General features: G+C 63.8%; 13 protein-coding genes. 1 reads left to right on the top strand and 12 read right to left on the bottom strand.

Features of this window, described 5'->3' with window-relative positions; genetic code table 11:
* Positions 1 to 76 precede the first annotated feature (76 nt).
* The 12 genes from amoB to MCIT9_RS04745 form a co-directional block, all read right to left on the bottom strand.
* A complete protein-coding gene (gene amoB, locus MCIT9_RS04800) occupies positions 77 to 1,321 on the bottom strand; it encodes a bacterial ammonia monooxygenase, subunit AmoB (protein WP_317705821.1) in 1,245 nt (414 codons plus the stop codon).
* 49 nt (positions 1,322 to 1,370) lie between these two features.
* On the bottom strand, positions 1,371 to 2,114 hold the full coding sequence (gene amoA, locus MCIT9_RS04795; protein ID WP_317706274.1) for a bacterial ammonia monooxygenase, subunit AmoA: 744 nt from the start codon (positions 2,112 to 2,114) through the stop codon (positions 1,371 to 1,373).
* 145 nt (positions 2,115 to 2,259) lie between these two features.
* On the bottom strand, positions 2,260 to 3,081 hold the full coding sequence (gene amoC, locus MCIT9_RS04790) for a bacterial ammonia monooxygenase, subunit AmoC (RefSeq protein ID WP_317705823.1): 822 nt from the start codon (positions 3,079 to 3,081) through the stop codon (positions 2,260 to 2,262).
* Between the two features lie 248 nt (positions 3,082 to 3,329).
* On the bottom strand, positions 3,330 to 3,656 hold the full coding sequence (locus MCIT9_RS04785; RefSeq protein ID WP_317706273.1) for a DUF4389 domain-containing protein: 327 nt from the start codon (positions 3,654 to 3,656) through the stop codon (positions 3,330 to 3,332).
* A gap of 2 nt (positions 3,657 to 3,658) precedes the next feature.
* Complete coding sequence (locus tag MCIT9_RS04780) at positions 3,659 to 4,708, bottom strand: DUF2333 family protein (protein ID WP_317706272.1); 1,050 nt, start codon at positions 4,706 to 4,708, stop codon at positions 3,659 to 3,661.
* A gap of 50 nt (positions 4,709 to 4,758) precedes the next feature.
* Positions 4,759 to 5,664, bottom strand: a complete 906-nt coding sequence (xerC, locus tag MCIT9_RS04775) for a tyrosine recombinase XerC (protein ID WP_479724334.1) — start codon at positions 5,662 to 5,664, stop codon at positions 4,759 to 4,761.
* Complete coding sequence (locus MCIT9_RS04770; RefSeq protein ID WP_317706271.1) at positions 5,661 to 6,362, bottom strand: DUF484 family protein; 702 nt, start codon at positions 6,360 to 6,362, stop codon at positions 5,661 to 5,663. The genes xerC and MCIT9_RS04770 overlap by 4 nt, the downstream gene beginning before the upstream one ends.
* Positions 6,359 to 7,168, bottom strand: coding sequence for a diaminopimelate epimerase (dapF, locus tag MCIT9_RS04765; RefSeq protein WP_317706696.1), 810 nt, complete (start codon positions 7,166 to 7,168; stop codon positions 6,359 to 6,361). Before dapF ends, MCIT9_RS04770 begins: the two co-directional genes overlap by 4 nt.
* 17 nt (positions 7,169 to 7,185) lie before the next feature.
* Positions 7,186 to 8,433: a diaminopimelate decarboxylase gene (gene lysA / locus MCIT9_RS04760; protein ID WP_317706270.1), complete on the bottom strand. Its 1,248-nt coding sequence runs from the start codon at positions 8,431 to 8,433 to the stop codon at positions 7,186 to 7,188.
* Positions 8,434 to 8,544 (bottom strand): LPS translocon maturation chaperone LptM, encoded by a 111-nt coding sequence (gene lptM, locus MCIT9_RS04755; protein WP_317706269.1) that lies wholly within the window; start codon positions 8,542 to 8,544, stop codon positions 8,434 to 8,436. It lies immediately after the preceding gene.
* A gap of 2 nt (positions 8,545 to 8,546) precedes the next feature.
* Positions 8,547 to 9,932, bottom strand: coding sequence for a TRAP transporter large permease (locus MCIT9_RS04750; RefSeq protein ID WP_317706268.1), 1,386 nt, complete (start codon positions 9,930 to 9,932; stop codon positions 8,547 to 8,549).
* Between the two features lie 4 nt (positions 9,933 to 9,936).
* The gene (locus MCIT9_RS04745; protein ID WP_317706267.1) at positions 9,937 to 10,473 is read right to left on the bottom strand and encodes a TRAP transporter small permease subunit; all 537 of its coding nucleotides are present in this window, start codon (positions 10,471 to 10,473) and stop codon (positions 9,937 to 9,939) included.
* A gap of 52 nt (positions 10,474 to 10,525) precedes the next feature.
* On the opposite strand from MCIT9_RS04745, the gene MCIT9_RS04740 reads away from it, so the two are divergent.
* The gene (locus MCIT9_RS04740; RefSeq protein ID WP_317706266.1) at positions 10,526 to 12,907 is read left to right on the top strand and encodes a Lon protease family protein; all 2,382 of its coding nucleotides are present in this window, start codon (positions 10,526 to 10,528) and stop codon (positions 12,905 to 12,907) included.
* Positions 12,908 to 12,923 lie beyond the last annotated feature (16 nt).

Genomic DNA, 12,923 nt, shown 5'->3' with positions numbered 1-12,923 from the left:
AGCCCCCTCGTTTGAGGGGGCTTTGAGTTGGGGATTGTTGTTATTGTTATGCGGTGACCACGCCGCGGTCCCTGCCTTACATGAAGGTCGGGATCAGCGGAGCGTCAATCATCACCATCTGGCGGTTGCCGGCATCGTCATAGAAGAACAGAATACCACCCATCCGGCTGTCCGGGTCGTAGATGATGTCTGCCAGACGATACACTTCCCAGGCTGCGTCCGATGCGGTCACTTCGATCGTCTTGGTCTCACCCGGAGCAATCGGATCGTTCGGTACCACGGTCAGACCTTCGTCTGCCAGCAGGTCTTCCGGATAGCCGGTGTCGTCTTCGCACACTTCCGGATTCATGAAACGCACGTTGGCGGTCATGAACTCGCACAGCTGGACCGGACGATCACCCTTGTTGGTGACGGTCAGCACCATCTTCATGGCGCGGCCCGGCACACGGTAGGTGGCTTCGTCCACTTTGACGTCCACGCTCGGAGCCGGCATTTCGATCGGCTTGATGCCACGCAGGGTACCGGCCTGCAGCGGAATGGTCACCGGGTACTTGCTCTGGGTGCTGCTGTAGCCGAAGATCAACAGCAGAATGGTGGCGGCGCCAAACAGCATGCCCACTTTCTTTTCGGTCGGGGTGATCAGTTCGTCACCACGGCCGGCATTGACCATCACCATGCGCGGCAGGAACACCGGGTTGCGCACGAAGTAGATAATCCAGGCCAGACCGATGGCATACCACAGCACGTGCCAGAACACGGTGTTGGCAGTGTTGTAGTTTTCCAGGTCGATGGTCTGACCGGTCAGGGTGGTGATCGGGTTCTTGAACTCGCTCAGTTTCCCCTCGATGATCACCCATTTACCCGGACCGATGATCGGACCACCGCCCTGGACGTTCAGCATCGGGTGAACGTGCCATTCACCCCCGCGGCGGGCTTTCAGCACTACGCGGAAGGTGTAGGTGTTGCCGATTTCCAGGCGCACGGAACGCGGCACGAAGGTGTCGCCGATGTAGGATTCCTTGCGGATGAACACCGGTCCAGGAATCCCGACGTTCAGGAACGACACTTCGGGCGGATCCACGGATTCAGGCCAGCCTTCGAAGACGTGGAATTTGCCGCTGATCTCCATCTCTTCGTTGACCTTGAGCTGGTCGGTGGACCAGTTCAGGTCGAACCAGTGGATGGTACGCATACGCAGGAACGCTGCCTGCGACTTTTCACCGTGGGCCGAAGCCGCCGGGGTGTACATCACCGCGGCCGCCAGGGTCATCAGCAGGCCGACCAGCGACCAGCGGGTGAGCCTATCTCTTATCGTTTTCATCTATTTCCTCCTCAGATGTGTCTGTCGATGTCGATGCGCGCAAAATTCATCAGGTCTTCTTGACGAATTTCACGGTGCCGAACCAGCGGCCCACAAAGTGCCACATGAAGTAGATCAGAATGGACATGAAGCCGGAGAAGAAGGCAGACACCGGAACCACGTCCTTACCGAAGGTACGCAGGGTGCCCTTTTCCACCATGCGGATGTATTCCGGGGTACCGGTACGCACATAGTGGTAGCCCTGAATGTCGGCAATCGACATCAGCATGCCGTTGTATTCCACCGGCACGTGCAGCGGGCCAATGATCGGCCAGTTGCCCGGGTACATCAACAGACCCCAGCCCAGACCACCGATCACGGCGGTTAACAGGTAGCTGCTGGACAGCATCAGCACCACGTCAAGGAAGATCGCCATGTGGACCGCGGCGGTCGGGAACACGAAGTTGATCGGGAAGTAGGTCCAACCCCAGAAGTTGAAGTAGCGGTTGACCCATTCGCCGAACAGAATCCCCAGAATGCACACCGTGGCGCCCCAGGGCAGACGCAGGCGTTCCCACAGTACGGCCTGTACCGCCGCCGGGAAGGTGATCATGACGATCGGATACACCGTCACCCACAGACGACGGTCTTTCCAGTCGGCCCAGAAGTCCCAGTCACCCATGGTCAGCATGCCATGGATGTGGTAGGAACCGGTCAGTACCATAAACAGGATGAACAGGCCCAGGTAGTCTACCCACCTGGAGGCCTGAACTGCTTCGGCATGTGACCGAACAACAGATTCAGCAGTGCTCATTATTTACCTCCAAAGTCGCTTGTTGTTGCTTTACCACCAACTCTCAAAGTCGGCTTCTCTTCGCCTCCCTGGCAGGGGGACCGCCGGCGCCCCGGCGGCCTCCCTCATTTCAAGTCCTTCAGGGATTTTGCAACCCAGTCGGACCTCATTCGGCCCACTGAGCCTGGTCTTCGCCGACGCGGGCAACCGCTTCGTCGTAGACCTCACCGCACAGCGGCTTGCCAATCAGATTCAGGAAGCTGGCAAAAACCTGCAGCAGCAGCCCCAGAATCGACAGCGCAAACCAGCCAAACACCACAAAGCCATAGTGCAGCGGCGCCACAAACAGCTCTTCCATGAACCAGAAGGTGTGACCCCATTCGTTCAGACCCACGTTCGGCAAAATCATGAACGGCCCCACCACCGTGATCAGGTACGGCAGCGACAGACCCTTCTTCTGATAGTTGAAGTACGGAAGACGGGTGTGCGCATAAATCATCGCCGCAAACCCGGTGATGATGTAGATCGGGTAGCTCAGATAGAACTCGATAATGTGGCTCGGCGTGAAGTCCGTGTCACGAACGATGGTCTGGTGCCAGGTGCCGTCCTGTTCGGTGAAGTAGCTCGCTCCCCAGTAAATCGCCCACGCATAGGCCACCAGCCAGATCAGGTGGGTGAAGTTGCGGCGCAGCTCTTCACGGGTCCCTTCCACCGCTTCAAGATTGCGGTCACGGGTCCGCCACAGATAACCCCACAGCACCGAGGCAGTGACCACCTCAGCCACAATCTCCGTGTACAGGAAGTTCATCCAGTAAGTTTCAAATTCCGGTGCAAAAGAGTCCAGACCGGCACTCCAGCCGTAAACCCCTTCGTACCACCGGACCCACATATAAAACACGGTGTAAATGCCGATCGCAAAAGCAAGCCAGCCCTTGTGCACAAGGGGGGCTTCCTGCTCTGCGCCAACAGCTTGAGTCGTTGCAGCCATTGAGTTACCTCCTTAAGTTCACTCAATCAAGTTTTTCGTTGGGTTTCGCTCCATCCCTAAACGCTCCACCTGCAAACCCCTAAAGCCCGCAGGTGACCTCCTTCCTTCGGTATCCGCCAGTCTAGCATCGGCTAGGGTCTTGTCAAGACTTGACCGGCGTAAAAATTTTCGCCGCCAAACCTTTGTACAAATAGAGAAAACAAAGACATCCATGGAGACGCCTTTATTCACGTCGCGTAAGAAAAATCCTACCGGGGTGCGCGCTGTTTGCCGGAAGGCAATCGCCCCATCCCCTCCAGTTCTGCGAAGGGAAACGGCATCTGCTCGGTGTTGAAGGTCAGAAACAGCAGGATTTGATAGACGTAGACCGCCAGCGTCGCCCCCAGCTGCCGTGCGTGGGGGTTGTCCTGGCCCGTCAGCAGCTTGCTGGCCACCTGGAACAGCACGACCGCCCATAGCAACATGCGGACAAAACCGAGGATGAAGGCGAATACCGCCATGAAGAAAATCCGCTGCCAAGTATTGGGGGCCTTGATATGGCGCTGGATCTCCGGATCGAGGGGAGGCACTTGCATGGTCAGATGCTCAACAGATCGCGCAGATCGATGAGGGCCGCGTTGGCATGGGCGATATAGGTCGCCAACGTCAGCGAATAGTTGGCGAAGATGCCGAATCCGCTGCCGTTGAGGACCACCGGGCTGAGAATCGGCGCCTGGGTCGCCTCCAGCTCGCGGATGATCTGATGCACCGGCGTTTCCGCCGCCTTCATCTGGAGAATGTTATGGAAGTCGTTTTCGATCGCCTCCATGACGTGAAGCAGAGCCCAGGCATAACCGCGGGCTTCGTAGAAATTGTCATCCACCAGCAGCCACGGGGTGCGTTCCATCGGCTTGAAGGCGGTGGAGGGCTTGCCGCGCACGATGAGCGCCGTTTCCTGGTGGACCGAGCTGCTCGCGCTCAGGCGCTGGGTGTAGCTCCCGAGGCGCTTTTCCAGAATCATCACGTACTGGGTCAGGTTGTCGGCGCGGGGATAGAAGGGGGCCTTGCCCTCCCTCAGCCGAGCGAGATAACGCCGGAAGGCATCGATGCCTTTTTGATATTGATTTTCGCTCGCCGGCAGAATCCAGGAATCGGTTTCGAAGTAATAGTAGGGCTCACCGATGGCCAGATCCTTGTCCTCCTGGGACTGGGACTGGGCCCGGGACAAGTGGTTGCGGAGGGCGGTGGCCAGGTCGCGGGAGGCGACCACGACGCCGAACTCCCAATTGGGCATGTTGTCGAGGAAGATGCTCGGCGGGGTGACGTCGTTGCTGAGGTAACCGCCGGACTTGTGCAGCAGGTAATCCATGTTGTGGATCAGCACCGCCGTGGTCCGGGCCCCAACGGGAAGCTTCTTGGGATCGGTCAGCCCGGTTTCCTTGAGCGCAATCTCGGTCACGTCGTAGGTTTCGGGACTGTAACACTGCAGGGTCCAGTACCAACCCAGACCCGTAAACAACAGCAGGGTCGAAGCAACGATGCCGACCAGGGTCCAGATGCGCCGCTTGCGCTGCGCCTCCTCGGCGTCGAGGACTTCCTCCGCTTCGAGATGCGCTTCGGATTCTGTGGATGCGTGTGGCGAGACCATCACAGGAACCTCATCGATCAAATGATGGATAGATTAGCAAATTTGGACCGTCAATGGCGCCGTTTTGCTCGCGGATGGGCACGATCGTAAACCGAGGCCAGCTGCTGGAAATCCAGATGGGTGTAGATCTGGGTGGTGGCGATGTCGGCGTGACCCAACAGTTCCTGAACCGCGCGCAAATCCCCGCTGCTCTCAAGCAGATGGCTGGCGAAGCTGTGGCGCAGCAGATGGGGATGAAGCGGCTGCTGAAAACCCAGACGCCGGGCCCACTGGGCCAGCCGCTGCTGGACTCCCCGGCGCCCCAGACGCTGGCCGAAGCGGTTGACGAACAACGCTGCCTCGTCCGCCGCCGCCAGCCGCGGCCGGATCCCCAGCCAATGCTGCAGCGCCCGACGGGCACAGAGTCCGACCGGCACCAACCGCTCCTTGCCGCCCTTGCCATGCCGCACCCGCACCTCGCCCCCGGCCAGATCCAGATCGCTACAGTCGAGCGCCACCAGTTCCCCCAGGCGCAGGCCGGAGGAATAGAACAGCTCCCACATCGCCCGGTCGCGGCGCTCCAGCGGGGTGACCGCTTCGGCCTCGACCAATGCCGCGACCTCATCCACCGACAGCACCCCGGGCAGCTTGCGTGCCTTTTTGGGCGCCCGGACCCGCGCCGCCGGATTGTCTTCGAGCCGCCGCAGACGCAGCAGATGGTTCAGCAGGCCACGCAGGGCCGCCAGCTCCCGTTGCAAGGTGGCAGGCCCCACGCCAGCCTCATGGCGCTGACGCAGATACAAGCGGATCGCGGTCTCGTCCACCTGCCCCCAGTCCGTCACCCCGCGCGCCTGGAAAAAGCAGGCGATCCGGGTCAGGTCGCGGCGGTAGGCATCCAGAGTATGGGGGGAAATCCGGCGCTGATCGCGCAACTGCCGTAGATAAGCGTCGAGCGCCGTCTCCAGCGTCGGGGTCATGGCGCCACCCGCGCCTGCAGCAGCGCATTCAGACGGGTGCCGATCAGTTCCCCCAGGCGGGTCAGGAACAGCCGGCCCAAATCCGGGTGGAAACGGTCCACATCCCGGCTGCCGAGGGCGAGCACGCCCTGGAACAGAGGCTGGTCGAACGGCACCAGGGCCCAGGAACGGATCGCGGTCTGCTTAGGGAACAGCAGGGACAGTTCACGCTCGTCCGGGGGACCGACGTAGACCTCCCGATGACGCTGCAATGCCGCAAAGGCCGCCGCCTCCTGGGGGTCGGCGAACACCTCGTCCTGGCAGGCGGCCTCGCGCGCGGTCAAAACCCGTAACGTCACCCATTCGACGCCGAAACGTTCCCGCAGGGTGGTTTCCACCGTGGCCAGGATCTCGGCCACCTCGTCCGTCTGCAGCAATGCCAGGGTCAGGGCGTGCATGTGTCCCAACAGGGCGTCGTTGAAACGCGCCACGTGCACCAGGTGTTCGATCTGACGGCACAGCTCCTGATTGGTCTGGCGCAGCAGCGCCACCTGACGCTCGATCAGGGACACCGCCTCGCCGCAATCGTGGGGGATGCTCAGGTTCTCCAGCAGCCATTCGTGCGCGACGAAAAACTCCGGATGGTCGAGTAGCCAAGCTGCGATCTCGGTATCCCCCAACCGGTCGCGGGGCAACGGCTCACACGGTTCCCGGGTCATAATTCAATTTCACCCTCGAAGACAGATTCCGCCGGCCCCGTCATCCAGACCGGCTCCCCCCGCCCCTGCCACTCGACTGTCAATTCCCCGCCCGGCAGGGCCACCGTGACCGGCGAACGCAACCGCCCCTGGTCGATGCCGACCACGGCGGCCGCGCAGGCGCCGCTGCCACAGGCCAGAGTTTCCCCACTGCCGCGTTCGTACACCCGCAGCCTGACTTTCCCGGGGGAAACGATTTCCATGAAACCCACGTTGACCCGCTCGGGAAACAGGGGATGCTGCTGCAACGCCGCCCCCACGGCCGCTACCGGCGCCTTTTCCACCGACGGGACCACGATCACCGCATGGGGATTTCCCAGGGAAACCGCCCCGAAGATCACGTCGTGACCGGCGACGGAAACCTGATATTCCGGCATCTCCTCGTGCACCGCCAGGGGGATCGCCGCCGGGTCGAAGTTCGGCACCCCCATGTTGACCCGGACCCGATCCTCGCCCACCAGCGTCAGCGTCATCGCCCCTGCGGCGGTCACCACCCGGATCACGTCCCGGTCGATCAGCCCCTTTTCGCGCACGAAACGGGCAAAACAGCGGGCCCCGTTGCCGCACTGGGCCACTTCGGAGCCGTCGGCGTTGAAGATCCGGTAGCGGAAATCGGCTTCCGGGCCGGGGGGCGGTTCCACCACCAGCACCTGATCGCAGCCAACGCCGAAATGGCGGTCCGCCAGCCGGCGTATCGTGGCGGTATCGAGGGCGACGGGCTGGCTGACAGCGTCGATGACCACGAAATCGTTGCCGAGGCCGTGCATCTTGGTGAATTTCAGCTTCACGGCAGCACCTGTTCCCCGCGCCACAAGTCTTCCAGCGTTTCCCGCCGCCGCGCCAGATGGAGCCGGCCGCCATCGACCAGGATCTCCGGCGGCCGCGGCCGGGAATTGTAATTGGAGCTCATGGTAAAACCATAGGCCCCGGCGGAGCGAACCGCAAGCAGATCGCCTTCGCCCAGCGCCAGGTGGCGGCCGCGGCCGAGGAAATCGCCGGTTTCGCACACCGGCCCGACGATGTCGTATTCCCGCACCGGAATGTCATCGCGGGGGCGTACCGGCACGATCTCCTGCCAGGCGTCGTACAGGGCCGGGCGCAGCAGATCGTTCATGGCGGCATCGACGATGGCAAACCACTTGGCCGGGGTGCGCTTGAGATACTCCACCCGGGTCACCAGGATACCGGCGTTGCCGGCGATGGCCCGCCCCGGCTCCAGCAGGATCTCCCAGTCGCGGCCGCCGAGCCGCTCCAGCAGGGCGGCAACGTATTCCGCCGGCAGCGGTGGGTTTTCGTCGTGGTAGCGGATGCCCAGACCGCCGCCCAGATCGAGATGGCGCAGGGTGATACCTTCGGCCGCCAGCCCCTCGGCCAGCTCCAGGACCCGGTCGAGGGCGTCGAGGAACGGTTCGACATGGGTCAGCTGGGAACCGATGTGGCAGTCGATACCTTCGACCTCCAGATGGGAAGAGTCGGCAATGCGGCGGTAGAGGTCCGGCGCTTCGGCCACATCGATGCCGAACTTGTTCTCCTTCAGCCCGGTGGCGATGTAGGGGTGGGTGCGGGCGTCCACGTCGGGATTAACCCGCAGCGACACCGGTGCCCTGACCCCCATCTCCTCCGCCAGTCGTTCCAGACGGTCCAGTTCCTGCGGCACCTCGACGTTGAAGCAGCGGATGCCCACCTCCAGGGCCAGGCGCAGCTCGTCCTCGCGCTTGCCGACGCCGGAGAACACTACCTTGGCCGGATCCCCCCCCGCCCTGAGCACCCGCTCCAGCTCCCCCACCGAGACGATGTCGAAACCGGAACCGAGGCGGGCGAGCAGATTGAGCACCGCCAGGTTGGAATTGGCCTTGACCGCGTAGCAGATCAGATGGGGATGGCCGCCGAAGGCGGCATCGAAGGCGCGCCAGTGCCGCTCCAGGGTGGCGCGGGAATAGACGTAGGCCGGGGTGCCATATTCGGCGGCGATGGCGGCGACCGGCACGTCCTCGGCGTACAGTTCGCCGTCGCGGTAATCGAAAAAGTCCATTCAGCGGGATTCCTCTTGCTTGGGTTCCGGTTCGGGAAGATACAGCGGGCCTTTCTGGCCGCAGGCGGCCAGACCGACGAGGCAGAGGAGCGTCAACGCAGCGATACGCATGTTCAGTTTCCGTAGAGTTGTTGCGGCAGCCAGGTGGCCAGCGCCGGCCACAGGGCCAGACCGGCCAGCAACAGCAGCTGCAGGGCGATGAAAGGCATCACCCCCAGATAAATTTGACCGGTCTTCACCGCCGGTGGTGCCACCCCGCGCAGATAGAACAGGGAGAAACCGAAAGGCGGGGTCAGGAACGAGGTCTGCAGGTTGAGGGCGATCATCACCCCCAGCCACACCGGGTCCAGCCCCAGGGTCAGCAGCACCGGGCCGACGATGGGCACCACCACGAAGGTGATCTCGATGAAATCGAGGACGAAACCCAGGGCGAACATCACCGCCATCACCACCACCATGGCGCCGAAGGCCCCGCCGGGGAGGCCGGCGAGCCATTCCACCACTATCTCGTCGCCGTAGAAACCGCGGAACACCAGGGAGAACAGGGCCGCGCCGATTAGAATCAGGAACACCATGCTGCTGACCCGGGCGGTGCTCTGCATCACTTCACGCAGCCGGGCCGAATCCAGCTCCCGCCGCAGCAGCGCCAGCCCCAGCGCGCCCACGGCGCCCACGGCGGCCGCCTCGGTGGGGGTCGCCAGCCCACCGAGAATCGAGCCGAGCACCAGCACGATCAGCACCAGCGGCGGCAGCATGCCCCGCAACACCCGCACCAGCAGACGGCCGTCCTGCAAACCGTCCGGCTGGGGCGGCATCCACTGGGGTTTAAGCCAGGCGACGGCGACGATGAACACCAGATACAGCCCCACCAGCACCAGCCCCGGCAGCAGGGCGCCGGCGAACAGGTCCCCCACCGACACGGTCCTGGGGGCGAACACTCCCATCTCCAGCTGGGCTTGGCTGTAGGCGGAGGAGATCACGTCCCCCAGCAGCACCAGCACGATGGAAGGGGGGATGATCTGCCCCAGGGTCCCGGAAGCGCAGATGGTGCCACAGGCCAGGGCCGGATGGTAACCGCGCCTGAGCATCGTCGGCAGCGACAGCAGCCCCATGGTCACCACCGTGGCGCCGACGATGCCGGTGCTGGCGGCCATCAGCATTCCCACCAGGGTGACGGCGATGCCCAACCCGCCGCGCAGGCGCCCGAACAGGGCCGCCAAGGTGTCGAGCAGCTCCTCGGCGATCCGGGCCCGCTCCAGCACCACCCCCATGAACACGAACAGGGGCACCGCCATCAGGGTCTCGTTGGTCATGATGCCGTAGAGCCGGTTGGGCAGGGCCTCGAGGAAGGCGGTGTCGAACAGATCCAGCCAGGTGCCCAGAGCGGCGAAAGCCAGCGCCGTGCCACCGAGGGCGAAGGCCACCGGATAACCGCTCAGCAGGACCACGAAGACCGCCGCGAACAACCCCAGGGCCAGATGATGCTCGCTCAGCGCCATGCCGTCACGCCTCCAGCGGCCGCCCGGCGATGACCGCAAGGGCCTTGAAGCCCTGGGCCAGCCCCTGCAGCGCCAGCAGGACGGCGAACAGCGGAATCAGGCTCTTGAGCAGAAACACCGCCGGCAGGCCACCGGCCTCGCGTGAGGCTTCCTTCACCGCCCAGGCGGCGGCCACGTAATCCCAGGAAATCCAGGCGATGAAAGCGCACACCGGCACCAGCAGCAGCCAGGTGCCGAGCAGGTCGATCCAGGCCCGCCCCACCGGCCCCAGTCGCTGATAGAAGATATCGACGCGCACGTGGGCGTCGTGTTTCAGGGTATAGGCGGCGGCGAGCAGAAACAGGGTCGCATGCAGATAGACCACGCTTTCCTGCAGGGCGATCCACCCCAGCCCGAAGCCATAGCGCAGCACCACCACCAGGAAGGTGATCGCGACCATTCCCAGGGACAGCCAGGCCACCGTCCGCCCCAGCCAGTCGCTCAAGCCATCGACGCCCCGCACGAAAGCGGCGATAATCTTCCAGAACACCATTGCGCCCATTCGCCATTTGCAAAATGGCGCCCATTATACCGGGAAAAGGAAATCCGCCTCCATGACCACACCCAAACACCCCACCCTGCCGGCCGACGCCCTGCGCCCGCCCCGGCCGGACCTGGATTTCACCACCACCGCCGAGCTGGAGCCCCTGGAAGGCATCCTGGGCCAGACCCGGGCGGAGACCGCGCTGCGTTTCGCCATCGCCATGGACCGGGGCGGTTATCACGCCTTCGTCGCCGGAGAGACCGGCAGCGGCCGCCTGACCCTGGCCCGGAGCCTGACGGAGGAAACCGCCCGCCGGCGCCCTGCCCCCGATGACTGGATCTACCTCAACAATTTCGACGACCCGCGCCAGCCCCTGGCGGTCGCCCTGCCCGCCGGCCGCAGCCGGGAACTGGCCGCTGCCATCGACAACTTGATCGACAAGCTGCTGGACACCTTCCCGGCGGCCTTCGAGAGCCCTTCCTATCAGCGCCGCCGCCACCGCATCGAGCGCGAATTCAACCAAAAGTACGATCAGGCGCTCCGCCAGGTGGAACGGCAGGCGCTGGAGAAGAACATCGCCGTGTTCCGCGACGGCGACTCGATCACCTTCACCCCTCTGAAGGACGGCGTCCCCCTGGACGACGCCCAGTTCGCCCAGATGCCCGAGGCCGAGCGCGAAGCCTTCGACCGGGCCGTCAGCGAGCTGGAGGACTATCTGGCCGACCTTCTCGCCGAGCTGCCCCAGTGGCGCCGGGAGGCGGCGGAGAAACAGCGGCGTCTCGATCAGGAAGTCATCCGTCAGGCCATCGACCCGCTGCTGCGCCCGCTGGAGGAACGCTACCGCGACATCGAAGGGTTGGCACGCTATTTCCAAGCCCTGCGCCGGGATCTGGAGCAGACCGCCCAGGAAAAGCTCGGCAACGAACAGCTGAGCGAGGCAGACAAGCGCAGCGTGCTGCAGGAAAGCTACGCCCCCAACCTGCTGGTCACCCACGCGGCCGACGGCGGCGCGCCGGTGATCTTCGAGCCCCATCCTAACTTCGCCAACCTCTTCGGCCACATCGAGTACATCGCCGAACAGGGGGTGATCGAAACCAACCACCGCATGATCTACGCCGGCGCCCTGCACCAGGCCAACGACGGCTTCCTGCTGGTGGAGGCGGACAAACTGCTGGCCGAACCCCTGGTGTGGCCGGCCCTGAAACGGGCCCTGCGGCGCCGCCTGCTGGTGATCGAACGCGCCCTCAACGAGCCGGTCACCCTGCTGCCGGCCACCCTCAACCCCGAACCGATCCCCCTGGCGGTCAAGGTGGTGCTGATCGGGGAGCGGGAACATTACGAGCTGCTTCAGTCCCTGGATCCGGAATTCGGAGAGATTTTCAAGATCCTGGCCGACTTCGACGACGATTTCCCCCGCGACCCGGCCACCGTCCGCGCCTTTGCCCGCTTTCTCGCCCACCAGACCCAGGCGCTGCAAACCGCCCCGCTCACCGCCGCCGCGGTGACCCGGCTGCTGGATTTCAGCTCGCGGCTGGCGGAAAACCAGCGCAAGCTCTCAGCTCGGCTGGCGGAAATCTGCGACCTGCTGGCCGAGTCGGAATGGTGGCGCGCCCGGGACCAGGCCCCCCACATCGACGCCGTCCACGTGGAACGGGCCGTCGCCGCCGAGGAGGAACGCGAGGGAAGGCTGGCGCAGGTGATCCTGGAGGAGATCCTCGACGGCACCCTGCTCATCGCCACCACCGGCAGCGCGGTGGGGCAGATCAACGGCCTGACGGTGTTCGAGACCGGCACCTTCAGCTTCGGCACCCCGGCGCGGATCACCGCCACCGTCTATCCCGGCTCCAAGGGCATCGTCGATATCGAGCGCGAGGTCAATCTGGGCCAGTCGATCCACTCCAAGGGGGTGATGATCCTGTCGGGCTATCTCGGCTCCAAATACGCCCAGCAATTCCCCTTCGCCATCTCCGCCCACATCGCCCTGGAGCAATCCTACGGCTACATCGACGGCGACAGCGCCGCCCTGGCGGAAGTCAGCGCCCTGATCTCCGCCCTCACCCACCTGCCGATCCGCCAGTGCCTGGCGGTCACCGGCTCCCTCAACCAGTACGGCGAAGTCCAGGCGGTGGGCGGCGTCAACGAGAAGATCGAGGGTTTTTTCCGGGTCTGCCGCGCCCGCGGCCTCGACGGCAGTCACGGGGTCATACTCCCCCGGGCCAACTGTGACGATCTGGTGCTCAAGGACGAGGTGATCGAGGCGGTGGCTGCCGGCCGCTTCCATCTCTATCCGGTCACCTGCGTGGATCAGGCCCTGGAGATCCTCATCGGCCGCCCGGCCGGCGCCCCGGACGCGGAAGGTAACTATCCGCCCGATTCCATCAACGGCAGGGCCGTCGCCCGGCTCAAGGAGATCGCCGAACTTTACGACCACGAGGCCAAGGCCGAAGGCTGAGGGGGTATGCTAGAAT

The organism is Methylomarinovum caldicuralii (assembly GCF_033126985.1).
In the GTDB taxonomy this organism is placed as follows: Bacteria; Pseudomonadota; Gammaproteobacteria; order Methylococcales; family Methylothermaceae; genus Methylohalobius; species Methylohalobius caldicuralii.
Note: the sequence above shows the minus strand (reverse complement) of the source record. Positions and strands in the feature narration are given on the sequence as shown.

Coding starts and splice junctions, on each gene's coding strand:
- lysA (WP_317706270.1), bottom strand. CDS start 8,433: ATGGACTTTTTCGATTACCGCGACGGCGAACTGTACGCCGAGGACGTG.
- amoC (WP_317705823.1), bottom strand. CDS start 3,081: ATGGCTGCAACGACTCAAGCTGTTGGCGCAGAGCAGGAAGCCCCCCTT.
- MCIT9_RS04785 (WP_317706273.1), bottom strand. CDS start 3,656: ATGCAAGTGCCTCCCCTCGATCCGGAGATCCAGCGCCATATCAAGGCC.
- MCIT9_RS04770 (WP_317706271.1), bottom strand. CDS start 6,362: ATGACCCGGGAACCGTGTGAGCCGTTGCCCCGCGACCGGTTGGGGGAT.
- MCIT9_RS04780 (WP_317706272.1), bottom strand. CDS start 4,708: ATGGTCTCGCCACACGCATCCACAGAATCCGAAGCGCATCTCGAAGCG.
- amoB (WP_317705821.1), bottom strand. CDS start 1,321: ATGAAAACGATAAGAGATAGGCTCACCCGCTGGTCGCTGGTCGGCCTG.
- xerC (WP_479724334.1), bottom strand. CDS start 5,664: ATGACCCCGACGCTGGAGACGGCGCTCGACGCTTATCTACGGCAGTTG.
- lptM (WP_317706269.1), bottom strand. CDS start 8,544: ATGCGTATCGCTGCGTTGACGCTCCTCTGCCTCGTCGGTCTGGCCGCC.
- amoA (WP_317706274.1), bottom strand. CDS start 2,114: ATGAGCACTGCTGAATCTGTTGTTCGGTCACATGCCGAAGCAGTTCAG.
- MCIT9_RS04750 (WP_317706268.1), bottom strand. CDS start 9,932: ATGGCGCTGAGCGAGCATCATCTGGCCCTGGGGTTGTTCGCGGCGGTC.
- MCIT9_RS04745 (WP_317706267.1), bottom strand. CDS start 10,473: ATGGGCGCAATGGTGTTCTGGAAGATTATCGCCGCTTTCGTGCGGGGC.
- MCIT9_RS04740 (WP_317706266.1), top strand. CDS start 10,526: ATGACCACACCCAAACACCCCACCCTGCCGGCCGACGCCCTGCGCCCG.
- dapF (WP_317706696.1), bottom strand. CDS start 7,168: ATGCACGGCCTCGGCAACGATTTCGTGGTCATCGACGCTGTCAGCCAG.